This is a genomic window from Caballeronia sp. GAFFF1, from assembly GCF_023630705.1.
GTDB lineage: Bacteria > Pseudomonadota > Gammaproteobacteria > Burkholderiales > Burkholderiaceae > Caballeronia.
This window is the reverse complement of sequence record NZ_JALQEM010000018.1, coordinates 237593-260930: the sequence shown is the minus strand read 5'-3', so window position 1 is coordinate 260930 and position 23338 is coordinate 237593. Positions and strand designations below refer to the sequence as shown.

Below are 23338 nucleotides of genomic sequence, written 5' to 3'. Positions count from 1 at the left end.
GACGGCGCCTTTGCAGGCGCCGTCTTTCAATCAGCCGGTCGGGAACGTCAGGCGTCGGCGTAAGCCGGTCGCCCGGTGACGCTTGCATCGCCGAAGTAGCGATGCACCGACAAGTCGTCCGAGCGGATTGCCGGCTGCCTGCCGGACATCAGATCGGCGAGCAACTGGCCCGAACCGCACGACATCGTCCAGCCGAGCGTGCCGTGGCCGGTGTTGAGGAACAGATTGGGCACGGGCGTGCGGCCGACGATCGGCGTGCCGTCCGGCGTCATCGGGCGCAGGCCGGTCCAGAAAGTCGCGCTCGCGGTATCGCCGCCGCCGGGGAACAGGTCGTTCACGCACATTTCGAGCGTCTCGCGACGCGCCTGCTTCAGCGTTTTGTCATAGCCGACGATCTCCGCCATGCCACCGACGCGAATGCGGTCGTCGAAGCGCGTGATCGCGATCTTGTACGTTTCGTCGAGCACCGTAGAAACCGGCGCGCGCTTCGCATCGACGATCGGCGCGGTAATGGAATAGCCCTTCAGCGGATACACCGGAATCTTGACGAGATCGCCGAGCAGCTTCGGCGAATACGAGCCGAGCGCGACGACATACGAATCCGCCGTGATAAGTTCGCTGCCGCATTGCACGCCGGCGATGCGGCCGTTGCTCACGCGTAGCGCGTCGATCGGCGTGTTGTAGCGAAACTCGACGCCGAGCGCCTCGGCCATCACAGCCAAGCGCGTGGTGAACATCTGGCAGTCGCCGGTTTCGTCGTTCGGCAAGCGCAGGCCGCCCGTCAGCTTGTGGGACACCGCGGAGAGCGCTGGTTCAGCCTGCGCAAGCTCCGCCGACGACAACAATTCGAACGGCACGTTGGCTTCCTTCAGCACCGCGATGTCTTTCGCCGCGCCGTCCAACTGTTGTTGCGTGCGGAACACCTGCAAGGTGCCGCCGGTGCGGCCTTCGTATTGGATGCCGGTGTCCGCGCGCAACGCCTGCAGGCAATCGCGGCTGTATTCGGCGAGGCGCACCATGCGGCCTTTGTTCACCGTGTAGCGCTCCTGCGTGCAGTTGCGCAGCATCTGCCACATCCACTGGAGCTGGTTCATGGTGCCGTCGAGGCGGATGGCGAGCGGCGCGTGCTTTTCGAACATCCATTTGACGGCCTTCAGCGGCACGCCCGGCGCGGCCCACGGCGACGCGTAGCCCGGCGAAATCTGTCCCGCATTCGCGAAACTGGTTTCGAGCGCGGGGCCGGCTTCGCGGTCGATGACCGTGACTTCGTGCCCGGCGCGCGCGAGGTAATACGCGCTCGTCACGCCGACGACGCCGCTTCCCAGAATAACGATTCGCATGTGATCTCCGTTTCCGATCCGACTGGACAGTCGCGAATCGCACGAGGGCTGCGACGGATTGTCCGGCTAGTGTTATCGCCTATACTATTGGCTCTAAGGCAGTTTTAGTTAATGTATTTCGCGGATTTTCAGGAAGGAGACGATGAGAACGCAGCGAAATCCGCTTCGGACGCTCGATAAACTCGACCACAAGATCTTGAGCATCCTGCAGCAGGACGGACGCATCGCGATGAAGGATCTCGCGGAGCGTGTCGGGCTGTCGGTAACGCCGTGCATCGAGCGCGTCCGGCGCATGGAGCGCGACGGCGTCATCACCGGCTATTTCGCGCGCGTGAACCCAGCGCAACTCGGCGCGGCGCTGCTCGTGTTCGTCGAAATCACGCTGGATCACAAAAGCGGCAACATGTTCGACCAGTTTCGGCGCGAGGTTCAGCGCATTCCCGAAGTGCTCGAATGTCATCTCGTTTCGGGCGATTTCGACTATCTGATCAAGGCGCGCATCGGCGAAATGGCCGACTACCGCAAGCTGCTCGGCGACATTCTTCTGCAACTGCCCGGCGCCGTGCAGTCGAAAAGCTATGTGGTAATGGAGGAGATCAAGGAGACGCTGACCATTCCGGTCGACGTCTAAAAAATCGCTTGCGGTAGCGGCGCGATACTGTATATTTGTACAGTACCTCAAGACGCAGCTCTGTGACCGCAATGCCCACGCCGGACAAAGAATTTCCTGTCGCGCCGCCTTCGCCGCTGAAGGGGCGCGGCGCTGTGTCCAATCTTCAAGGGCGCTACGAGAAGGACGAGCGCGAGCGCGTCGACGACGGCTGGACGCACGAAACTGCCGACGACGAAGGCTCGCCGCCGCTGCGCACGCAGGTTTTCGAGGAACGCGCGAAGAGCATTCTCACGCGCAACAACTCGCCGGACATTCCATTCACGGTTTCGTTGAACCCGTACCGTGGCTGCGAACACGGCTGCATCTATTGCTTCGCGCGTCCGACTCACAGCTATCTCGGCCTTTCGCCGGGGCTGGATTTCGAAAGCCGCATCTACGCGAAAATCAACGCCGGAGAATTGCTCGAGCGCGAACTGGCGAAGCCGAGCTACCAGCCGGATCCCATCGCCCTCGGCGTCAATACGGACGCGTATCAGCCGGTCGAGCGCGATCTGAAGCTGACGCGGCGGGTGATCGAGATTCTCCACGACTGCGGGCATCCGTTCGGGGCGATCACGAAGTCGTCGCTGATCGAACGCGATATCGACCTGCTCGCGCCCATGGCCGAGCGCAAGCAGTTCATGGCGGCGATCACCGTCACGACGCTCGATGCCGACATCGCGCGCACGCTCGAACCGCGCGCCGCCACGCCGTCGCGCCGGCTGCGCACCATTCGCACGCTCGCCGACGCGGGCATTCCGGTCGGCGTGAGCATCGCGCCGGTGATCCCGTTCGTCACGGAACCGGACCTCGAGCGCGTGCTGGAAGCGTGCGCGGAGGCGGGGGCGACCACGGCGAGCTATATCGTGCTGCGCTTGCCGTGGGAAGTCGCGCCGCTTTTCAAGGACTGGCTCGCCGCGCATTTCCCGGATCGCGCGGACCGCGTGATGAGCCGCGTGCGCGACATGCGCGGCGGCAAGGACTACGACTCGGACTTCGCCACGCGCATGAAGGGCGAGGGCTTGTGGGCGGACATGCTGAAACAGCGTTTTCGTCAGGCGACGAAGCGGCTCGGTCTGAACCTGCGCAATCGCGGCATTCTGGATATGTCGGAGTTCCAGCGGCCAGCGAGCGCCAAGGCCCAGCGGGCGGCGCCGCCTGCCACTGGCGGCCAGCTGAATCTGTTCTGATCTTATTGCGACAACGTCTTGGCGGCTTCCACCTGGCCTTCGAAGTACGTCTGGAACGTCAGGGCGAGGCCGGTCATCAACAGGAACGCTCCGATCAGCAGCGAGAAGATCACCACGAAAATTACCGTCCACCCCGAGTGGCTCTGACGGCCGGTATGGGCGTTGAACTGCGCGTCCCACTTCGCATCGGGCCGCAGTCCGTACACGATTGCCGAGAGAAACGCCGCGAGCAGCGACACCGCGCCCGGCACGGCGAGCACCCAGCCGAGCACCGACGTACGCTCGGTCGCGGCGAGCAGCAGATAGCCGAGCGCGCCCATCGCGATGCCCACGATATGCGCCCAGCCGTACTTGTCGCGCATGCCATACAGATAGAAGCGGTGCAGGCCGATGCTGCCGAACAGGAACGCGAGCGCGGCGGTCAGCGTTTTCGAACGAAAGTAGGGCGCAGCCGCCTTGCCCGCAGGCTTGGACTCGGACTGCGCGGCAACGGACGAGGAAGTCATCTTGGAGAGCGGTGAGGAGTGCAGATTCGTCATTTTACGATGCGGCGCGCGACGTAGACAGAATGCGACATTTCGGTCGCGGCGGCTCCCGGCGCCGCACGTTGCCAGCAAAAAATGCGTTAAGTGTTTGTTAGGGCTTCGGATTCCCGTTATAATCGCGTGTTCTGGTAGTTCCGAACCCCGGTTTTCAAGGATTTCAGCATGGTCATCATCCGCTTGGCTCGTGGCGGCTCGAAGAAGCGCCCGTTCTACAACATCGTCGCAACCGATTCGCGTAGCCGCCGTGACGGCCGCTTCATCGAGCGCGTGGGTTTCTACAACCCGGTCGCCACGAAGGGCGAATCGCTGCGTATCGCTCAAGATCGCCTGACCTACTGGCAAGGCGTCGGCGCGCAACTGTCGCCGACCGTCGAGCGTCTGGTCAAGCAGTCGAAGCAAGCTCAGCCGGCTGCTTAAGCTGTCTTCTGCTTGTCGATTGAGTGGCGCGTCACGCCGTCAAGCGTGGCTGTCGCTCGGTCGTTCCATATTTGCCCAAAGGTTCGCTGATGCCCGCGCGTGATCCCCAAAACGGCCACGAGTCCGCTTCCGTCAGTCAACCGAAGCCGGGGCAGCAGGAAGGTGCCGCCACGTTCGGCGCGTTCGTCCGCAAGCCGGGCGCGCGCCGCGTGGCGGCCGGCGTTTCGGGCGCAGGCAAGCCCGAAGGCGGCGTCGAGGGCATCGAGCCGGCGGAGCATCTGCCGGAAGATGCAGTCGAAGTCGGCTTCATTGTGGATGCCTACGGCCTGAAGGGCTGGGTCAAGGTCACGCCGCATTCGCACGGCAAGTCGGGCGGCGACGCGCTGCTCACGGCCAAGCGTTGGTGGCTCGTCAAGAATCGCGACCGCAAGTCCGCGCGCCGTTTGCAGTCGAAGGTGCACGGAGATTCGATCGTTGCGAGCTTGGCGGGTTGCGACGACCGCGACGCCGCGCTGGCGCTGAAAGGCTACGCGGTGCACATCGCGCGCAGCGACTTTCCGAAGCTCGACGACGAAGACGAGTTCTACTGGGTCGATCTGATCGGCCTCGATGTCGAAAACGAAGCGGGCGTGGCGCTTGGCCGCGTCGCCGACATGATCGACAACGGCGCGCACTCCATCCTGCGGGTCGAGTACCCGGCCACGAACAAGGATGGCGAGCCCGTCACCGGCGAGCGGCTCATTCCGTTCGTCGGCGTGTACGTGAAGACGGTGGATCGGGCGGCGAAGCGTATCGTCGTCGACTGGGACGCCGATTATTGAAAGCCATCGGCAGAACGCGGAGAGGGCGATGCAGTTCGATGTCGTGACGCTCTTTCCCGAGATGTTTCGCGCGCTGACCGACTGGGGCATCACCAGCCGGGCGGTGAAGCAGGGGCGGTTTGGTCTGCGCACGTGGAATCCGCGCGATTTCACCACGGACAACTACCGCACCATCGACGACCGTCCTTACGGCGGCGGCCCCGGCATGGTCATGCTGGCGCGTCCGCTGGAAGACGCGATCAATGCGGCCAAGACAGCGCAGCGCGAGCAAGGCATCGAAAAGACGCGCGTCGTGATGATGTCGCCGCAAGGCGCGAAGCTGGACCATGATCGCGTGATGCGTTTCTCGCAGGAACCCGGCCTCGTGTTGTTGTGCGGCCGGTACGAAGCGATCGACCAGCGTTTGATCGATCGCGTGGTGGACGAGGAAGTGAGCCTCGGCGACTTCGTGCTGTCCGGCGGCGAATTGCCGGCCATGGCGCTGATGGACGCTGTCGTGCGCCACTTGCCCGGCGTGCTGAACGATGCGCAATCGGCGGTGCAGGACAGTTTCGTCGACGTGTTGCTCGACTGTCCGCACTACACGCGCCCGGAGGAATACGAGGGCGTGCCCGTGCCGGATGTGCTGCTTGGCGGCCACCACAAGGAAATCGACGCCTGGCGCAGGCGCGAGGCATTACGCAATACGTTCATGAAGCGGCCCGATCTGATCGAGCGGGCGCGCAAAAGCAAGTTGCTGAGCCGTGCCGACGAGGCGTGGCTTGCAAGTCTCGCGAAGGACGCGTCGAAGCCGCAATAAGGTTTCGAGCCGACGAGCGGGACAAAAGGGGGCGCCGGCCAACGTCGGCGCCGGAAGTGAACCCATCCTCTACCGGGGCCTCATTACCAGAAGTCGAGGCACACAACTCCGGCAAGATGGCACAAGGAGTCAGTAATGAATCTGATTGAACAACTCGAGAAGGAAGAGATCGCGCGCGTGCTCGGCGAGAAGGCCATCCCCGACTTCGGTCCGGGCGACACGGTCGTCGTCAACGTGAACGTCGTCGAAGGTACGCGCAAGCGCGTGCAGGCTTACGAAGGCGTCGTGATCGCAAAGCGCAATCGTGGCCTGAACTCGAACTTCATCGTCCGCAAGATTTCGTCGGGCGAAGGCGTCGAGCGTACGTTCCAGACCTACTCGCCGCTGCTCGCGAGCATCGTCGTGAAGCGTCGCGGTGACGTTCGTCGCGCGAAGCTGTACTACCTGCGCGAGCGTTCGGGCAAGTCGGCTCGGATCAAGGAAAAGCTGGTCTCGAAGGACCGTGCCGCTACCGCCGCCGAGTAAGCTTTCGGCCGCGAGAGTCGCACCGGAAAAAGCACCCCTCGTGGGTGCTTTTTTCTTTGGTGTGTTCAAATCGTATCTTCCACATTCAGGCTTGAGACCCGTGTCCACTGGCAAGACATCGACTCCGCGCATCCTCGAACCCGAACAGATGCCCGTCGTCTCGACGGGCGAAGCCATGCCGCCCGTTCCGCCGGAGCGCCTGACGCCCGACGGACTGCGCGAACGCTTCACGAAAGAACTCGACTGGACGCAGGAGCCGCCCGAGCAGCGCATCAAGGCGATCGGCGGCGATCCGCGCGTTGCTTCGGTGCTCGTGCCGCTCGTCGTGCGCGAGGGCGGGCTCACTGTGCTGTTGACTCAACGCGCCGATCATCTCTCCGACCATGCCGGCCAGATCAGCTTCCCCGGGGGACGCCGCGAGCCCGAAGACGCCGATGCCGCCGCCACCGCGCTTCGCGAAGCTCAGGAGGAAGTCGGCCTCGGCGCCGAGCATTGCGAAGTCATCGGCGCGATGCCCGACTATCTGACCGGCACGGGCTTTCGCGTGACGCCGGTCGTCGCGCTCGTCTATCCGCCGTTCACGTTGCAGGCCGACACAAGCGAAGTCGCCGATATCTTCGAAGTGCCGCTCGCGTGGCTCATGAATCCGGCGAACCACGAAGTGCGCGTGTTTCGCTGGGAAGGCGGGGAGCGCCGGTTCTTCGCCATGCCGTACACGCCGTCCGAAGGCCACGCGCCGTACTTCATCTGGGGCGCGACGGCCGGCATGTTGCGCAATTTTTATCGCTTCCTCGCTGCACGTTAGCCACGCTCGCGGCCCGCGCAGCGACCGATCGTACAAAACGCGCAAGGCGCTGTGATATCGTTACGCGAAACTCGAATCAACCGACTGTTTCGGCGCTTCGCATGACTTTTTTCTCCGTATTGCTGGCTCTCATCATTGAGCAAGTGCGTGCCCTGTCGCCGCACAATCCTGTTTCGTCGTTGCTTCAGTATCATGCGGAATCCACCGCGCACGGCTTCGATGCCGGCAAGCCCAAGCACGGCGTCGTCGCGTGGCTGCTGGTCGTGTTGCCGTGGACGCTCGCGGTCGGCCTCGTCTATTACGTGTTGTATCGCATCAACTTCGTTCTGGCGTTTTTGTGGAACGTGGTGATCGTGTACTTCACGCTCGGCTTTCGCCAGTTCAGCCACTATTTCACCGACATCCATCTCGCGCTCAATAACGACGACGTTCCACGTGCGCGCGAAGTGCTGACGGAGTGGACCGGGCTCGATACCGTCGATATGCCCGTGAGCGAAATCGTGCGGCACACGCTGGTTCATGCGGTGATCGCGTCGCACCGGCACGTGTTCGGCGTGTTCTTCTGGTTTCTGATCCCGATCGGTCCGGCGGGCGCGGTGTTCTATCGCATCGCCGAATATCTGGCGCGTGCATGGGCGATGCCGAGCCCCGAGCGCACTGCGGAGTTCTCGTCGTTCGCGCAGCGGGCGTTCTTTGTCATCGACTGGATTCCGACGCGCCTGACCGCAATGGGCTTCGCGATCGTCGGCAACTTCGAGGACGCGATCTACGCGTGGCGCAATCACGCGCGCCAGTGGCCGGACTCGAACGACGGCGTGCTGCTGGCCGCAGGCAGCGGCGCGTTGGGCGCGCGTCTCGCGGGGCCGCTGGCCGAACCGTTGAGCGTGGAAGCCCTCGCTGTCGGCGATGCAAGTCCGCTTCCCGTCGGCGACGACTGCACGCCGCGCACGCTGCAATCGGCGGTCGGGCTCGTGTGGCGCGCCGTCATCTTGTGGATGCTGCTCTTGCTCATGCTCACCATCGCGGTGTGGCTGGCCTGAGCGTCAGCCGTCGAGCGGATCGCGCTCCGTCTGACATTGCCAGCAGACGGTGAACTGCGGCTCCAGCCGTTCACCGCAATGCTTGCAGAACCAGGGCCGGGCGTTCACGTCCGGCCCTTTTTGCGCGCGGTCCAGCAGACGGCGCGCCAGCGCTTCGTCGCGATCGTCGACGATCCAGATCTCAGGCGCGCACTGATCGGCCGGAATCTCTCCTAACGCACCGTTGAGATAGCGGTTGTGCAATTCGCACGGCACGCCCGCTATCGCCAGCACATTCACCCAATGTTGTGCCGTGATCAGGTTGGGCGCCCAGGTGAGCCGTTTCATCGCACGATCTGGCTGGCTTCGTGGACGAGTTGCGCGTAGAGCGCATGCCGCTCCGGCCGGATCTTGCCGGCCTCGACCGCTTCGAGCACCGCGCACCCCGGCTCTTGCAGATGATGGCAGTTGTAGAAGCGGCAGTGGCCCAGATACGGGCGGAAGTCAGCGAATGCGCGTTCTAGCTGGCCTTCCGACAGGTGATGCAGGCCGAACTCCTGAAAGCCCGGAGAATCGATCAGCGAGCCGCCGCCGGGCAGCGTGTAGAGGCGCGTGAACGTAGTCGTGTGCCGGCCGCTGTTGAGCGCCGACGATATCTCGCGCGTGGCGGCGTCCGCATCGGGCACGAGCAGATTCACGAGCGTCGACTTGCCCATGCCGGATTGCCCGAGCAGGATCGTCGCGCGGTTGTGCAAATGCGCATCCAGTTGCGGATGCACTTCGCCCGGACGCGCCTTCGCCGACAGTTCGATCACCGTGTAGCCGAGCTCGCGATACGGCGCGAGGCGTTCGCGCGCGAGCGGCAGCGCGTCCGTCACGTCGGTCTTGTTGAGCACGATCAGCGCGTCGAGTTCGTGCGCTTCGGCCGCGATGAGCGCGCGCCCGAGCAGGTCTTCGCTGAAATGCGGCTCGGTGGCGAGCACGATCAGCAATTGATCGAGATTGGCGGCGAAGAGTTTCGATTTGAACTGGTCGGAGCGGTAGAGCAGGTTGCGCCGCTCGCCGATCTCGACGATCACGCCCTGATCTGCCGACGACTGCTCGTACATCACATGATCGCCCACTGCCACGTCGCTCTTTTTGCCGCGCGGGAAGCATTGAAGCATCGCGCCGCCGTCGTCGGGCATCACCAGATAGTGCCGGCCGTGCGCGGCGATCACCGTGCCGCGAAGGCGCGCGGCGGACGACGCGCCGGTCTTGCGCGTGGCGCGCGTCGTCATGCGGCGTGTTGCATCAGACGGTCGATGCGCTGCGAGGCGGGTGGATGCGAATAATAGAACGCGGTGTAGATCGGATCGGGCGTCAACGTGGACGCGTTGTCCTCGTACAGCTTCACGAGCGCGTTGACGAGGTCTTTCGGATCGGTCTGGCTCGCGGCGAAAGCGTCGGCTTCGAATTCGTTCTTGCGCGATGTCAGGCTGCCGAGCGGCGTCACGAAGAACATGAACACGGGCAGCACGAGCATGAACAGCACGAGCGCGAGCCCGTTGTTGCCGCCGACGAGCGACGGCCGCACGCCCAGGCCTTCGTAGAACCAGACCGTCTGCACGAGCCAGCCGAGCAGCGCGAGCATCGCGAGGCTGATGCCGAACATCACGATCATCAGCTTGAGCACGTGACGGCGCTTGAAGTGGCCGAGTTCGTGCGCGAGCACCGCTTCGATTTCGCTGCCGGACAGCCGCGCGAGCAGGGTATCGAAGAACACGATGCGCTTGGCCGCGCCGAAGCCCGTGAAATACGCGTTGCCGTGCGCGGACCGGCGGCTGCCGTCCATCACGAAGAGGCCCTTGGCGGCGAAGCCCGTGCGCGACATCAGCTTTTCGATGCGCGCGCGCAGCGCCTCGTCTCTCAGCGGCTCGAACTTGTTGAAGAGCGGCGCGATGAACGTCGGGTAGATGATCATGGCGAGCAACTGGAACGCGACCCAGACCATCCACGTCCACAGCCACCAGAAAGCGCCCGCGCGATCCATGAGCCAGAGCGTGAGCAGGAGCAGCGGCGCGCCGATCACGACGCCGAGCAGCGTGCCCTTCACCAGATCGACGAAGAAGAGCTTCTTCGACATGCGGTTGAAGCCGAACTTCTCTTCGACGACGAAGTGGCGGATGTAGTCGAACGGCAGGTCGATCAGGCTCGTGATCGCGACGACCGACGCCACCAGCGCAATCTGCCCGAAATAGCCGCGCCCGAGCCAGCCGGAAATGGCGGTATCGAGCGCCTGCACGCCGCCGAGCAGCGTCAGCGCGGTCAGCACGACGGCGCTCGTCACGACTTCGATCATCGTGAGGCGCGTGCGCTCGATCGTGTAATCCGCCGCCCGCTGATGCGCCGCGAGCGGGATGGTGCCGGTGAACTGCGGCGGCACGCCGTTGCGGTGCGCGGCGACGTGGCGAATCTGGCGCGACGCGAGCCACAGCTTGGTCGAGACCATTGCGGCGAGCGCGACGACGAAGATGGTCGAGAAGGCGAGCGAGAGGTGGGTCATCCGGGCATTCCGATTGAACTATGCGAGAATTATAGGTTCTTGGCCGTGTCGCCGTTGTCACATCATGCCATCGCGATGGCTTTTCAGATGCCATCGCAGATGCCTTCGGCCCGCGCCTCATTCTCTTCTCAGGCAGCATCCATGACCGACTCTTCCGACCGTCCCGCAAGCGCTGACCTCGCCGCCGAATCCGCACTCGCGCGCAGCGACATGAATCTAATCTGGCTCGACATGGAAATGACCGGGCTCGATCCGGACAACGACCGCATCATCGAAATCGCCGTGGTCGTGACGAACTCGACGCTCGACAAGATGGTGGAAGGTCCGGTGCTCGCCATCCACCAGACGGAAGAGGCGCTCGAACGCATGGACGAGTGGAACCGCAACACGCACGGCCGCTCGGGGCTGACCGAGCGCGTGAAGGCGTCCACGGTGGATGAAGCCGAAGCCACGCGGCAGATTCGCGAGTTTCTCGGCCAGTACGTGCCGCCCGGCAAGTCGCCGATGTGCGGCAATTCCATCTGCCAGGACCGCCGTTTCATGGCGCGCTGGATGCCGGAACTGGAGACGTTCTTCCACTACCGCAATCTCGACGTCAGTACGCTCAAGGAACTGTGCCGCCGCTGGCAGCCGGCCATCTACAAGGGCTTCCAGAAGCGCGCGATGCACACGGCGCTCGCCGATATCCACGAATCCATCGACGAGCTGAAGTATTACCGCGAGCACTTCCTGATTCCGGCGGCGGCGAGCAGCGCGTCTTAAACCTTCGGCGGACGGATCGCGCTTTTCGGACGAAACGCGGCGACCACTTCCGGTTGCGTCTCGATATATGGCCCGCCGATCAGGTCGATGCAATACGGAACCGCCGCGAAGATGCCCGGCACAGTCGTCTTGCCGTCCGCGTCCTTCACGCCTTCCAGCGTCTCGCGGATGGACTTTGGCTGACCCGGCAGATTGATGATGAGCGCGGCGTGGTCAGCGGTTTCGCGAATCACGGCGACTTGTCGCGAAAGAATGGCGGTCGGCACGAAGTTCAGGCTGATCTGGCGCATTTGCTCGCCGAAGCCGGGCATCGGCTTCGTGGCGACGGCGAGCGTTGCTTCGGGCGTCACGTCGCGGCGGGCGGGGCCGGTCCCGCCGGTGGTCAACACGAGATCGCAGCCGAGCGTATCGACGAGTTCGATGAGCGTCGCGGAAATGGTGGCCGCGTCGTCCTGAATCAGGCGCGTTTGCGCGCGCCAGGGCGACGCCATCGCGCCGCCGAGCCACGCTTGCAGCGCCGGCAAGCCCTTGTCCTCGTACACGCCTTGCGATGCGCGATCACTGATCGACACGAGCCCGACGATCAGCTCGTCCGGATGGCTGCGCTCAGGCTTCATCTTTGCCTTCCTCGTCGTTCTCGTCGATGTCTTCGTCCTCTTCCACGCCCGCCGCGTTCTTGATCCACTGGAACAGCTCGCGGTAGTAGCGCGGCGGCTTCTGCTGCTGGCGCTCCTTGCGCGCGTTGCGAATCAGCGTGCGGCCTTCCTGCGGATCGACGCCCGGATGTTGCCGAATGAATTCGGTGAGCGCGGCGTCATCTGCCAGCAATTGTTCGCGCGCGCGTTCGATCCAGTGCAGCCGCGCCGTTTCCGCCTTGTTCACGCCGCGATGCGTGTCGAGCGCGGTCCGCAGCGCGGCGACTTCCTCTTCCGTGAGCGAGCGCATGACGCGCCCGACATACTGCAACTGACGGCGCCTGCCTTCGTGATCGGTGATGCGGCGCGCTTCGCGCACGGCGCTGTCGAGATCTTCGGGCATCGGCATGCGCTTGAGCGCGTCTTTCGGCAGCGCGATAAGCGCCTCGCCGAGCTCTTGCAGCGCGTGCATGTCGCGCTTCAGCTGCGATTTGCTCGGACGGTCATAGACCTGATCGGGCGCGTCGCCGCGATCGGCTTCCATCGGTTGAATGCGGGTTTTACGGTTCATGGCGACATTGTAGCTTGCGCCCGCGAGCGAGCCGACGCGGTTACGACGGGTGAACGCGCGCCGTCCTTGCTATGATCGCGTGGAGAGTCGGCGCGCGTTTGAGGCAACAACAGGCGCAACGACAGGCGCGACATTCATGACACGGAGCGCGATGGGCGCTTGCGCGGTCAACAAAAACCGAAGGCAACGACACATGGCAGCAGACATCGACGTCAGGCAACGCTTTTTTCCGCATACGCAAGACGAGTTGAAGGAGATCGCGTCGGACATCCTGCGCTACGCGAAGGAACTCGGCGCAAGCGATGCCGCCACCGAAATTTCCGAGGGCGACGGCCTCTCGGTGAGCGTGCGGCGCGGCGAAGTGGACACGATCGAGCATAACCGCGACAAGATGGTCGGCGTCACGGTGTTCATCGGCAAGAAGCGCGGCAACGCGAGCACCGCCGACTTCACGCGCGAGGCGTTGCGCGACACGGTCGCGGCGGCGTACAACATCGCGCGGTTCACGGCGGAAGACAGCGCCGCCGGGCTCGCCGAGGAAGCACTGCTCGAGAAGTCGCCGCAGGACCTCGATCTCTATCACCCGTGGGATATCGACGCCGAAGAGGCCGCCGACATCGCGCGCCGCGCCGAGGCCGCGGCGTTCGCGGTCGACAAGCGCATCACCAATTCGGAAGGCGCGAGCGTGTCCGCGCAGCATTCGCAATTCGTGCTCGCGACGTCGCGCGGCTTCATGGCGGGGTATCCGTACTCGCGGCACTACATCGCGTGCGCGCCGATCGCGGCGAGCGGCCGGGACATGCAGCGCGACGACTGGTACACGTCGAAGCGCGACGCCTCCGCGCTTGCCGATCCCGAAGCCGTCGGCCGCTACGCCGCCGAGCGCGCGCTCGCGCGCCTGAACGCGCGCAGCCTCGACACGCGCAAGTGCCGCGTGCTGTTCGAAGCGCCGCTCGCGGCGGGCATTCTCGGCGCGTTCGTGCAGGCCGTGAGCGGCGGCGCGCTGTATCGCAAGACGACGTTTCTCGTCGACAGTCTCGGCAAGCCGGTGTTCGCGCCGCACATTCAGATCGTCGAAGACCCGCACGTGCGCGGCGGCATGGGCAGCGCGCCGTTCGACGAAGAAGGCGTGCGCACGCAGCGGCGCAATGTCGTGGAAGACGGCGTGGTGCAAGGCTATTTCCTGTCGACGTATTCGGCGCGCAAGCTCGGCATGCAGACCACCGGCAACGCAGGCGGCTCGCACAATCTGTCGATGAAAAGCACGCACACGCAGCCCGGCGACGACTTCGAAGCCATGCTGAAGAAGCTCGGCACGGGCCTTCTGCTGACGGAACTGATGGGGCAAGGCGTGAACTACGTGACGGGCGACTATTCGCGCGGCGCGTCGGGCTTCTGGGTCGAGAACGGGCAGATTCAGCACGCCGTGGAGGAAATCACGGTGGCGAGCACGCTACAGGAAATGTTCCGCCATATCGAAGCCGTGGGCGCCGATACGGTGGTGCGCGGCACCAAGGCGATCGGTTCGGTGCTGATCGAGCGGATGACGGTGGCGGGGCAGTAAGCGCTTCGCGCGCCGCTGGCGAAAAGAAAGGCCCCGGACGATGACAATCGTCCGGGGCCTTAGTCGTTGTTACGCGCGCCGCTCGTAAGTGACGAACGCGAACTCGAAGTCGTTGGGCGCCGCCGCGCGATGCCGCTCGCGCGACACTTCGCGCCATTGCGACGCGTCGGGCGCGGGAAAATGCGTGTTGCCGTCGAAATCGGCGTCGATTTCGGTGACGATCAGCTTATTCGCGCGGTCGATCGCATCGCCATAAAGCTGCGCGCCGCCGATCAGGAAGGCTTCGGCTGCGCCATCGGCGGTTGCGAGAGCGAGGGCTTCGTCGATGCTCGTCACCGTGTCGCAGCCTTCGAAGCGGCGGGTGGCGTCGCGCGTCACGACGATGTTGCGCCGCCCGGGCAACGGCCGCCCGATCGACTCGTGCGTCTTGCGTCCCATGATGATGGGCGCGCCCATCGTCGTGCGTTTGAAGAAGGCGAGGTCTTCGGGCAGGCGCCACGGCAGTTGGTTATCGCGTCCGATCACGCCGTTGCGTGCGCGGGCGACGATGAGAGTGAGCGTCGTCATGTGCAGTCAGGAGAGAGGCGGCGCGCGCCGCCGGGGCCGGGGCACGAATTCTAACCGACGCGCTAGCCAGCGCGTCCCGCTCCCTTCGACGAGCGCGCGCTCAGCCTGCCGATGCGTCCTCCGCGCCCTCGCGATAGGCGCGCGGGACTTCCGGCGCGATTTCGTCCCAGAGGGTCACGCTCGGGATAGCGGCGGGGCCGCGCCAGGACGCGGCGTCTGCATCATTGGCAGCCCTGTCATTCGCGGGGGACCAGTCGATTGCTTGCGTCTCGCTCGCGTCCGACCGTGCATTAGCCGTCGATTCAAAGCGCGGTAAATTGTGATCAAGAGCCATTGTCAACACAACAAACGAAGTAATTAATTCCACAGGGGCGGTTGCAGGAAATAAAATCGTAGGGCGACGGATATGAAAGACAATCTCGCCGTTTCATTCGTGCCGCGTGCGCGGCAATCTAAAGCTAAATGCATGCCATTCGCATCGGCGCCTTGACAGTCAAAGCGTTGCGCATAACAGGCTGACGGAAATTGGTGAAAACCTCCGGAAAACGTTTCATCAGCGAAACGTCGGGCAAGAAAAGCCGAAAGATCGGGCAGATTCGGTATAAGCTCTCGTCGTAAGAAAAGCACGACGCGAAGTTGCAATAAATCCGTGTGAAACTGGTCACAAGCCTTAGCCAGCAAGCTTTTGCGACGAGTCAAGCTGTTTCCGGCGGTATTTGTTTTTGGTGATTCTGGGTTATAGTAGTCTCTTCAATGCGGCGCAGAATCAAACCAAAAGGGTTTCGCGGAAGGCTGCCGGCGCGACACGCGGCACGTTCCAGGGGGCGTGGTATCGAATTGCAAGTCCGTACGCATCACCTGCGAGGGCCAAGAATTCTGCTTGAAGCGAGAGCCTGAACTACGCGACCTTTTCAACGAACGTTGAACCAAGGATCTGAATAATGGACGTCGCTCGGCGGCAACTGATCTATGTGACTCGGGACCCCAGCGAAACGCTATGCGCGCGTTTCGAGGAACGCGGCTGGCAAATCGAGATCGTGGCAAGCGCGCGCGACACGCGCAAAGCGTTGCGCAGCGACCTCGCAATGGGCGGGCTGCTCGATTTATCGGGACATTTCGAATCGCACGAACTGGCGGCGTTCGAATCGTCGCTGACCATGACCAACGTCGGCTGGGTCGCGGCAACCGTCGCCGGTCAGCTCGAAGACGCTGCTGTGCGCCGGTTGATCCGCGACTACTGTTTCGACTACGTTACGCTTCCCACGTCGAACGACCGCGTGGTCGACTCGGTCGGCCACGCCTACGGCATGGTGGCGCTGCACGACGCCGCGTCGAACGACGCGCGCAGCGAGGGCCGCGCCGAGGGCGAGATGGTCGGTTCGTGCGACGCCATGCTCGCGCTCTTCCGCTCGATCCGCAAAGTCGCGATGACGGACGCGCCCGTTTTCATCTCGGGCGAATCGGGCACCGGCAAGGAACTCACCGCCGTCGCCATCCACGAGCGCTCGGCGCGGCGGGATCAGCCGTTCGTCGCGATCAACTGCGGCGCGATTCCCGCGCACCTGCTGCAATCCGAGCTCTTCGGCTACGAACGCGGCGCTTTCACGGGCGCGAATCAGCGCAAGATCGGTCGCGTGGAAGCGGCCAACGGCGGCACGCTCTTCCTCGACGAAATCGGCGATCTGCCGCTCGAAAGCCAGGCGAGCCTGTTGCGTTTCCTGCAGGAGCGCAAGGTCGAGCGTCTCGGCGGCCACGGATCCACGCCGGTGGACGTGCGCATCATTTCGGCGACGCACGTCGACATGCAGACCGCGATGATCGAAGGGCGTTTCCGCGCCGACCTGTATCACCGTCTGTGCGTGCTGCAGATCGACGAGCCGCCGCTACGCGCGCGCGGCAAGGACATCGAACTGCTTGCAAAGCACATGCTCGACCGCTTCAAGAAGGATGCGAGCCGCCGCCTGCGCGGTTTCTCGCCGGATGCGATCGCCGCGATTCACAATTACGGCTGGCCGGGCAACGTGCGCGAACTGATCAACCGCGTGCGCCGCGCCATCGTGATGTCGGAAGGGCGGCAGATCACCGCGCGCGATCTGGAACTCGGCGAATATGTCGAAGTGGCGCCGGTTTCCCTCGCGCAGGCGCGCGAAGCGGCGGAGCGGCAGGCTATCGAACTCGCGCTTCTGCGGCATCGCGGACGGCTGGGCGACGCGGCGCACGAACTCGGCATCTCGCGCGTCACGCTGTATCGGCTGCTGAGCGCGCACGGCATGCGTCACATCGAAGTGGACGCACCCCCGGAACACGCCACGCGCGGCTGACCGACGCATCGTTTCTGCTCACCGCAACGGGCGCCGCAAGGCGCCCGTTCTTCTTTTCGCGAACGCCAGCGCCGAGGCGGGCCGCTTGATAAAATCGGTGGTTTCCGCCTCTCTTCGCGTGGCCCGTGCCCGCATTCAAGGAACATCGAATGAAACAGTATCTCGAGCTCGTCCAGACGATCCTCGATACCGGCACGTGGCAGGAAAACCGCACGGGCATCCGCACCATCAGCATTCCCGGCGCCATGCTGCGCTTCGATCTGCAAGAGGGCTTTCCGGCCGTCACGACGAAGAAGCTCGCATTCAAGTCGGCAATCGGCGAGATGATCGGTTTTCTGCGCGCGTCGAAAAGCGCGGCGGACTTTCGCGCGCTCGGCTGCAAGGTGTGGGACGCGAACGCGAACGAAAATCCGCAGTGGCTCGAAAACCCGTATCGCCGCGGCCCGGACGACCTGGGCGACGTCTACGGCGTGCAGTGGCGCAACTGGCCGGCGTACAAGCTGATCGACGCCGGCGCGGGCGACCAGATCGCCGATGCGACCAACCGCGGCTACGAACTCGTGACGAGCTTCGTCGAGAACGGGCGCGAGCAGGTGTTGCTGTACAAGGCCATCGACCAGTTGCGCCAGTGTCTCGACACCATCATCGAGCGGCCGACTGACCGGCGCATCCTCTTTCACGCGTGGAATCCTGCGAAGCTCGACGAGATCGCGTTGCCCGCTTGTCATCTGCTGTATCAGTTCATCCCGAATGTGGCGAAGGGCGAGATTTCGCTGTGCCTGTATATCCGCAGCAACGATGTCGGCCTCGGCACACCGTTCAATCTGACCGAGGGCGCGGCGCTCCTGCATCTCGTCGGGCGGCTCACGGGCTACAAGCCGCGCTGGTTCACGTACTTTATCGGCGACGCGCACATCTACGAGAATCAGCTCGACATGCTCAACGAGCAGTTGAAGCGCGAGCCGTATCCGCTGCCACAGCTGATCATTTCCGATCGCGTGCCGGACTACGCGGTGACGAAACGCTATGAGCCGGAGTGGCTGGAGAAGGTCGAGCCGAAGGACTTCGCGCTGGAAGGCTACCGTCATCACGATCCGATCAGCGCGCCGATGGCGGTCTGATCGAACGCAAGCACGGACGAACGCGCGGCCTCGGTCGCGCGTTTTTGTTTTCAGCGCCCGGAGAGAAACGCTTCGAAATGCCGCTGTCCGGCGGGCGTCACGCGCAAGACGCGACGCTTGGCCGTGTGCTCGATCCAGCTGTGCGTTTCGCAGGCTTCGAGATACGCCGCGCCGAGCGCGCCGCCCAAGTGCGGACGCCGCTCGCTCCAGTCGATGCACGTGCAGGCGAACCTCCGCCGCCGCGCGCGCTGCGCTGTCACGTCGATGCCCAGTTGCGCGAACGCCAGCGTTCCGTCGGGCGTGGTGTCGAGCGCGGACGATTCGCGCGTCGCCGAATCGGCGTCTGGAGTGGAGAGCCAGCGCCGTGCGAGCATGCCGTCGAAGAGCCGCACGGCCAGCTCGCCCGCGAGGTGGTCGTAGCAGGTGCGGGCATAGCGCATCTCGAGCGGCACGGCGCTCGCCGGACGCTGCGGCGCGGCTTGCGGCGCGCTTGCGCGCGCGAGATTCGCGAGCGCCTCGATGGCGGCGGCGATATCGGGCGTCGCGATGCGGTAGTAGCGATGCCGACCGCTGACTTCGAGTGCGAGCAGGCCGCCATCGGTCAGCCGCGCGAGATGCGCGCTCGCGGCGGACGGCGAGAGGCCCGCGATCATCGTCAGTTCGCCGGCGGGACGCGCCGTGCCGTCCATCAGCGACCAGAGCATCGCGGCGCGGCCCGGATCGGCCAGCAGCGCGCCGATGCGCGAAAGGCCGGGAAAATGCCGCGAGCGGACGTCATCGAGAGCGGAATTCATGGCGAGGGCACGCAACGGTGGATGTCGCCACTGTAGCGCGCCCGCGCACCCGACGTTTCACATCCGCGTGAAATGTCGATGCGGCGCTCGCGGCGCTAGAATGGTCGCTCGTATCACCACGCAGCAGGTATTCGTATGTCCAAGCTCATCAGCGCAGCCGCGCTGGCCGTTCTCACCCTGTGCGCGGGCTGCGCGGGCGGGCCGTCGTCGTCGGCGGGCGGCGGCAGCATCACGATGTACGGCACCATCGATCAGGGCGTCACCGTCCACAACTAGCCGCCATTTTTCGCGGCCTATAATCGCGGCTTCTTTCTCCGCTGGGAGCCGCCATGACCACGCCGACCCCGCCCGCCGCCTTGCGCGCAGGCCGCGCCGAAACCACCTTCCGCTTTCTTGCCGAGCCGATTTCCGTCAACTTCGGCGGCAAGGTGCACGGCGGCGCGCTCATGAAATGGATCGACGAAACCGCTTACGCCTGCGCCGCGATGTGGAGCGGACGCTATGCGGTGACGGTGAGCGTCGGCAACATCCGCTTCAGGCGGCCGATTCTCGTCGGCAATCTCGTCGAGTTGCGCGCGCGCGTCGTGCTGACCGGACGCACCAGCATGCACATTCACGTCTCGGTGCACGCGGGCGACCCGAAAGTCGGCGAGCTCGAGCAGACCACCGACTGTCTGATGGTGTTCGTCGCCGTCGACGAAAAGGGGCAACCCACGCCCGTGCCGCCGTTCATGCCCGAATCGGAAGAAGAGAAACGTCTCGCGAAATACGCGATGGACGTGAAAGACGCGCTCGATGCAATCGTCGAACTGAAGCCGGAAGAAGTGGCGGCGGGCAAGGTCTGACGCGCCTTTGCGGGCGCGACTTCGAGTTCCGCACGACGCGCTTTTGTTCACGAGTGCGCTTGCGCGCCACCTCGACCGCGCCGTGCAGACCCTTGCCGTCAGTCCGGCGGTGGCCTGTTCGCATGGCTCCAGCGCGACGTGGGAGGCGCGCTCGCCCGACTTGCGCTTGCCGGCCGCGAACGCCTGAGACCGCCTGAGACCGCCCGAGAACGCCTACTTCCTGCCCACCATCTCGTGCGGCTTCACCCATTCATCGAACTGCTGCTCGGTCACGTGCCCGAGCGCGAGCGCGGCGGCCTTGAGCGTCGTGCCTTCCTTGTGCGCCTTCTTGGCGATCTGCGCGGCCTTGTCATAGCCGATGTGCGGATTGAGCGCCGTCACCAGCATGAGGGATTCGTTGAGCAAACTGTCGATGCGCTCCTGATTCGCCTCGATGCCCACCGCGCAGTTGTCGTTGAAGCTCTGCGCGCCGTCCGCGAGCAGGCGGATGGACTGCAGCACGTTATGCGCGATCATCGGCCGGAACACGTTCAGCTCGAAATTGCCGCTCGCGCCGCCGAAGTTCACCGCCACGTCGTTGCCGAACACCTGGCAGCAGAGCATGGTCACGGCTTCGGACTGCGTCGGGTTCACCTTGCCCGGCATGATGGAACTGCCCGGCTCGTTCTCCGGAATCGATAGTTCGCCCAGGCCGCAGCGCGGGCCGCTCGCGAGCCAGCGAATGTCGTTGGCGATCTTCATCATGCTCGCTGCGACGGTTTTTAACGCGCCGTGCGCCGCGACGAGCGCGTCGGCGGCGGCCATCACCTCGAACTTGTTGGGCGCGGTTTCGAACGGCAGGCCCGTCAGCTTGCCGATGCTCTGCGCCACTTTCACCGCGAACTCCGGATGCGCGTTCAGCCCCGTGCCGACCGCCGTGCCGCCCTGCGCGAGCTGATAGAGATGCGGCAGCGTCGCTTCGACGTGGCGGATGCCTTGGTCGAGTTGTGCGACGTAGCCGGAAAACTCCTGACCGAGCGTGAGCGGCGTCGCGTCCTGCAAGTGCGTGCGGCCGATCTTCACGACATCCGCGAACTGCTTCGCCTTGTTGTCGAGCGTCTCGCGCAGCGTCTTCAGCGACGGCACCAGATGCCTGACGATCGCATATGCGGCGGCGACGTGCATCGCCGTCGGAAACACGTCGTTGGACGACTGGCCGCGGTTCACGTCATCGTTCGGATGCACGAGGCGCTCTTCGCCGCGCGGCCCGCCGAGCAGCTCGCTCGCGCGATTGGCGATCACCTCGTTCAGATTCATGTTCGTCTGCGTGCCGGAACCCGTCTGCCACACAGCGAGCGGAAATTCGTCCGGATGCTTGCCGTCGATGATCTCGTCGGCCGCCTGCATGATCGCCTGCGCCTTGTTTGCGTCGAGCACCTCCAGGTCCTGATTCACCTCGGCGGCGGCGCGCTTGATGATCGCGAGCGCGGTAATGAGTTCGGGCGACTGCTTTTCCGTCGATATCTTGAAGTTCTGCAACGACCGCTGCGTTTGCGCGCCCCAGAGCTTGCCGTTGGGCACGGCGATCTCGCCGAAAGTGTCCTTCTCCATGCGTACATCGCTCTGTGCGTTCTGTGTCATGGCCTGATGGTCCTTTGAAGTGGTCAAAGCTGCTCGTCGACGGGCAGCAGCTTGAAGACGCCCGTCATTGCGTTACGGTAAAAGCCGGCGTCGGGATCGAAGTTATAAGTCACAGTGCCGATGTCTTCCTGGCTGGTCCACACGAGACCGGACTGCGGCGAGCCGGTGCGGCGCAACTCCGCCATCACCGCCGCGCTCGCCAGCTCCACGCGCCAGCTCGCTTTCGGCGAGATGCCCCTGTCGAACAGCGCCGCGACCTGCTCCGCGACCGGCTTGCTGTGAATCACGAGCGCCAGTTCGGTGTTGAGCCGCGCCGAGCGGGGATCGAGATTCATCGATCCGATCACGAGGATACTCCGATCGATCACATACGCCTTGGCATGCAGACTCGCGCGCGACGAGGAGCCGAAAAGGCCGGGCGGAGGGCGGCTCTCGCCTTCCGGCTGAAGCGGCTTGAATTCGTACAGCTCGACGCCGTTTTGCAGAAGCGGAATGCGATACGGCGCATAGCCTGCCTGAACCGCGACGGCATCGGTGGCGGCGAGCGAGTTGGTCAGCACCGCGACGCGCACGTGGCGGCGCGTCAGGTCGGCCAGCGCCTTCACGCCCACGTCGTGCGGCACGAAGTACGGCGACAGAATGAGGAACTCGTTCTGCGCGTTCTTCATCAGCTCGGCGAGCCGCGTCATCGGCGGGCTTTTATAGTCGTCGCTCGGATGTTCGATCTTCGCGGGCGAATCCGCTTCGAACTCGGTGGGCGCCCAGACGAGGCTCATCTCCCCGCGCGATATCTGCTGGGCGAGCGGCGTCGCGTTGAGCGGCTTGGCATTCAGCGGGTCGGCTTGCTCGCGCCAGTGGTTGCGCAGATCCTCGCGCGTCTTGTCGAGTTCGGACGGATCGAACTTCTGCTTGTTCAGCACGCGCAGCGGGTAGGAGAGCGTGCTGTTCCAGTAATCGTCGAAGCTCGCGGAAACCTTGTGCACGACGGGGCCGGCCGTGAACATGTCGAGATCGCGGAATTGCAGCGTCGGGCTGGCGTTGAAGTATTCGTCGCCGAGATTGCGCCCGCCGACGATCGCGATCTGGTTATCCGCGATCATCGCCTTGTTGTGCATGCGGCGCGTGAAGTGGTTCAGGTTCGTGAAGAAGTTTTGCGTGCGCTCATAAAAGCTCCGCTGCGCGCTGCCGTACGGATTGAACACGCGTATTTCGATGTTCTCGTGCGAGTTCAGCGCCGCCATGATGCGGTCGATGTCCTTGAAGTTCAGGTCGTCGACCAGCATGCGCACGCGCACGCCGCGATCTGCCGCGTAGAGCGCCGCGCCGAGCAGCAGCTTGCCGGTGTTGTCCTCCTCGGCGATGTAGTACTGCATGTCGAGGGTCTTCGTCGCGGCGCGAGCCAGCGCGACGCGCGCCTGAAGCGCGTCCGAGCCGGTCGGCAGAAGGCGCACGGCGGATTCGTCCGGATGCTGCTTTTCCAGCGGCGCGAGCGCCGTTTGGAGCGGCGTCGGCTCCGTCGCGGGCAGCGCGTGCGTCACCGGACGATCGAACGCGGTGGCGGGCGGGCGCGTCGCGCATCCGGCGCAGAGCGCGGTGAGGACCGCCATGACCGCCATGCGGCGCGTGCTGCTCACCCATTTCGTTGTTTTCGTCGCGACCGATGCGTCGTTTCGAACGCGCGCGACTTCCCATCCAGCTTGGCAAATTCCCCGGATCTCCGACACTTCGCTTCCTCTTTTTTGTTTATCTCGATTCGGCTGCTTCCGTGCGACCGCTTAGAGCAACAGCAGCATCGCGACACAGCAAGAAGCGTTCTCGCCGCTGCGGCATCTCGGAATTTATTCTAGGGGAACTGGCGTGCGGGCCAGGCGAGCAAACGC

26 protein-coding genes are annotated in these 23338 nt (G+C 64.3%); 14 read left to right on the top strand and 12 right to left on the bottom strand.

Annotated features, from left to right (window positions below; translation table 11 throughout):
- Window positions 1-47: 47 nt before the first annotated feature.
- A complete protein-coding gene (locus NCR37_RS09610; protein ID WP_250472781.1) occupies window positions 48-1340 on the bottom strand; it encodes a D-amino acid dehydrogenase in 1293 nt (430 codons plus the stop codon).
- A 142-nt stretch (window positions 1341-1482) separates the two neighbouring features.
- On the opposite strand from NCR37_RS09610, the gene NCR37_RS09605 reads away from it, so the two are divergent.
- Window positions 1483-1971 (top strand): Lrp/AsnC ligand binding domain-containing protein, encoded by a 489-nt coding sequence (locus NCR37_RS09605; protein WP_250472780.1) that lies wholly within the window; start codon window positions 1483-1485, stop codon window positions 1969-1971.
- A 71-nt stretch (window positions 1972-2042) separates the two neighbouring features.
- Window positions 2043-3182: a PA0069 family radical SAM protein gene (locus NCR37_RS09600; protein WP_250472841.1), complete on the top strand. Its 1140-nt coding sequence runs from the start codon at window positions 2043-2045 to the stop codon at window positions 3180-3182.
- 2 nt (window positions 3183-3184) lie between these two features.
- On the opposite strand, the gene NCR37_RS09595 is transcribed toward NCR37_RS09600, so the two are convergent.
- Entirely contained in the window at window positions 3185-3688 is a 504-nt protein-coding gene (locus NCR37_RS09595; RefSeq protein WP_250472779.1) for a TM2 domain-containing protein, read from the bottom strand.
- Between the two features lie 201 nt (window positions 3689-3889).
- Here NCR37_RS09595 and rpsP point away from each other — a divergent pair, with 201 nt between their 5' ends.
- The 6 genes from rpsP (at window position 3890) to NCR37_RS09565 (ending at window position 8134) form a co-directional block, all read left to right on the top strand.
- Window positions 3890-4144, top strand: coding sequence for a 30S ribosomal protein S16 (gene rpsP, locus NCR37_RS09590; protein ID WP_175944588.1), 255 nt, complete (start codon window positions 3890-3892; stop codon window positions 4142-4144).
- Between the two features lie 89 nt (window positions 4145-4233).
- Window positions 4234-4965: a ribosome maturation factor RimM gene (rimM, locus tag NCR37_RS09585; RefSeq protein WP_250472778.1), complete on the top strand. Its 732-nt coding sequence runs from the start codon at window positions 4234-4236 to the stop codon at window positions 4963-4965.
- Between the two features lie 28 nt (window positions 4966-4993).
- Window positions 4994-5764: a tRNA (guanosine(37)-N1)-methyltransferase TrmD gene (trmD, locus tag NCR37_RS09580; RefSeq protein WP_250472777.1), complete on the top strand. Its 771-nt coding sequence runs from the start codon at window positions 4994-4996 to the stop codon at window positions 5762-5764.
- Between the two features lie 135 nt (window positions 5765-5899).
- The gene (gene rplS / locus NCR37_RS09575) at window positions 5900-6289 is read left to right on the top strand and encodes a 50S ribosomal protein L19 (protein ID WP_159836713.1); all 390 of its coding nucleotides are present in this window, start codon (window positions 5900-5902) and stop codon (window positions 6287-6289) included.
- A gap of 148 nt (window positions 6290-6437) precedes the next feature.
- Complete coding sequence (locus NCR37_RS09570; RefSeq protein WP_250472840.1) at window positions 6438-7094, top strand: CoA pyrophosphatase; 657 nt, start codon at window positions 6438-6440, stop codon at window positions 7092-7094.
- Window positions 7095-7195: 101 nt separating this feature from the next.
- Window positions 7196-8134, top strand: coding sequence for a CobD/CbiB family protein (locus tag NCR37_RS09565; protein WP_250472776.1), 939 nt, complete (start codon window positions 7196-7198; stop codon window positions 8132-8134).
- Window positions 8135-8137: 3 nt separating this feature from the next.
- Here NCR37_RS09565 and NCR37_RS09560 read toward each other — a convergent pair whose 3' ends face one another.
- The 3 genes from NCR37_RS09560 to NCR37_RS09550 are packed head-to-tail and all read right to left on the bottom strand — an operon-like array spanning window position 8138 to window position 10658.
- Entirely contained in the window at window positions 8138-8461 is a 324-nt protein-coding gene (locus NCR37_RS09560) for a putative signal transducing protein (protein WP_250472775.1), read from the bottom strand.
- On the bottom strand, window positions 8458-9393 hold the full coding sequence (rsgA, locus tag NCR37_RS09555) for a ribosome small subunit-dependent GTPase A (RefSeq protein ID WP_250472774.1): 936 nt from the start codon (window positions 9391-9393) through the stop codon (window positions 8458-8460). The genes NCR37_RS09560 and rsgA overlap by 4 nt, the downstream gene beginning before the upstream one ends.
- Window positions 9390-10658, bottom strand: coding sequence for a M48 family metallopeptidase (locus tag NCR37_RS09550; RefSeq protein WP_250472773.1), 1269 nt, complete (start codon window positions 10656-10658; stop codon window positions 9390-9392). The genes rsgA and NCR37_RS09550 overlap by 4 nt, the downstream gene beginning before the upstream one ends.
- A gap of 141 nt (window positions 10659-10799) precedes the next feature.
- Here NCR37_RS09550 and orn point away from each other — a divergent pair, with 141 nt between their 5' ends.
- Window positions 10800-11420, top strand: coding sequence for an oligoribonuclease (orn, locus tag NCR37_RS09545; RefSeq protein ID WP_250472772.1), 621 nt, complete (start codon window positions 10800-10802; stop codon window positions 11418-11420).
- Here the strand turns inward: orn and mog are convergent.
- Together mog and yjgA are read right to left on the bottom strand one after the other, a co-directional pair.
- Window positions 11417-12037, bottom strand: a complete 621-nt coding sequence (gene mog / locus NCR37_RS09540) for a molybdopterin adenylyltransferase (RefSeq protein ID WP_250472771.1) — start codon at window positions 12035-12037, stop codon at window positions 11417-11419. The two genes, orn and mog, sit on opposite strands and share 4 nt — an antisense overlap.
- On the bottom strand, window positions 12027-12626 hold the full coding sequence (yjgA, locus tag NCR37_RS09535; protein WP_250472770.1) for a ribosome biogenesis factor YjgA: 600 nt from the start codon (window positions 12624-12626) through the stop codon (window positions 12027-12029). Before yjgA ends, mog begins: the two co-directional genes overlap by 11 nt.
- A gap of 193 nt (window positions 12627-12819) precedes the next feature.
- On the opposite strand from yjgA, the gene pmbA reads away from it, so the two are divergent.
- On the top strand, window positions 12820-14190 hold the full coding sequence (pmbA, locus tag NCR37_RS09530) for a metalloprotease PmbA (RefSeq protein WP_250472769.1): 1371 nt from the start codon (window positions 12820-12822) through the stop codon (window positions 14188-14190).
- Between the two features lie 69 nt (window positions 14191-14259).
- Here pmbA and NCR37_RS09525 read toward each other — a convergent pair whose 3' ends face one another.
- Together NCR37_RS09525 and NCR37_RS09520 are read right to left on the bottom strand one after the other, a co-directional pair.
- Entirely contained in the window at window positions 14260-14757 is a 498-nt protein-coding gene (locus tag NCR37_RS09525) for a dihydrofolate reductase (protein WP_250472768.1), read from the bottom strand.
- Window positions 14758-15114: 357 nt separating this feature from the next.
- Window positions 15115-15456 carry a hypothetical protein gene (locus NCR37_RS09520; RefSeq protein ID WP_250472767.1) on the bottom strand — a complete coding sequence of 114 codons (342 nt, stop codon included), beginning with the start codon at window positions 15454-15456 and terminating at the stop codon, window positions 15115-15117.
- A gap of 242 nt (window positions 15457-15698) precedes the next feature.
- On the opposite strand from NCR37_RS09520, the gene NCR37_RS09515 reads away from it, so the two are divergent.
- Together NCR37_RS09515 and NCR37_RS09510 are read left to right on the top strand one after the other, a co-directional pair.
- Window positions 15699-17078, top strand: coding sequence for a sigma-54 dependent transcriptional regulator (locus tag NCR37_RS09515; RefSeq protein ID WP_175944559.1), 1380 nt, complete (start codon window positions 15699-15701; stop codon window positions 17076-17078).
- A gap of 149 nt (window positions 17079-17227) precedes the next feature.
- Window positions 17228-18199, top strand: coding sequence for a thymidylate synthase (locus NCR37_RS09510; RefSeq protein WP_250472766.1), 972 nt, complete (start codon window positions 17228-17230; stop codon window positions 18197-18199).
- A gap of 50 nt (window positions 18200-18249) precedes the next feature.
- Here the strand turns inward: NCR37_RS09510 and NCR37_RS09505 are convergent, their stop codons facing one another.
- A complete protein-coding gene (locus NCR37_RS09505) occupies window positions 18250-18993 on the bottom strand; it encodes an ArsR/SmtB family transcription factor (RefSeq protein WP_250472765.1) in 744 nt (247 codons plus the stop codon).
- Window positions 18994-19128: 135 nt separating this feature from the next.
- Here NCR37_RS09505 and NCR37_RS09500 point away from each other — a divergent pair, with 135 nt between their 5' ends.
- The gene (locus NCR37_RS09500) at window positions 19129-19269 is read left to right on the top strand and encodes a hypothetical protein (RefSeq protein WP_250472764.1); all 141 of its coding nucleotides are present in this window, start codon (window positions 19129-19131) and stop codon (window positions 19267-19269) included.
- Window positions 19270-19322: 53 nt separating this feature from the next.
- Window positions 19323-19838, top strand: a complete 516-nt coding sequence (locus tag NCR37_RS09495; RefSeq protein WP_250472763.1) for an acyl-CoA thioesterase — start codon at window positions 19323-19325, stop codon at window positions 19836-19838.
- Between the two features lie 213 nt (window positions 19839-20051).
- Here NCR37_RS09495 and fumC read toward each other — a convergent pair whose 3' ends face one another.
- Window positions 20052-21458: a class II fumarate hydratase gene (gene fumC, locus NCR37_RS09490; RefSeq protein WP_250472762.1), complete on the bottom strand. Its 1407-nt coding sequence runs from the start codon at window positions 21456-21458 to the stop codon at window positions 20052-20054.
- A gap of 23 nt (window positions 21459-21481) precedes the next feature.
- Entirely contained in the window at window positions 21482-23074 is a 1593-nt protein-coding gene (locus tag NCR37_RS09485) for a phospholipase D family protein (RefSeq protein ID WP_250472839.1), read from the bottom strand.
- Window positions 23075-23338: the final 264 nt, after the last annotated feature.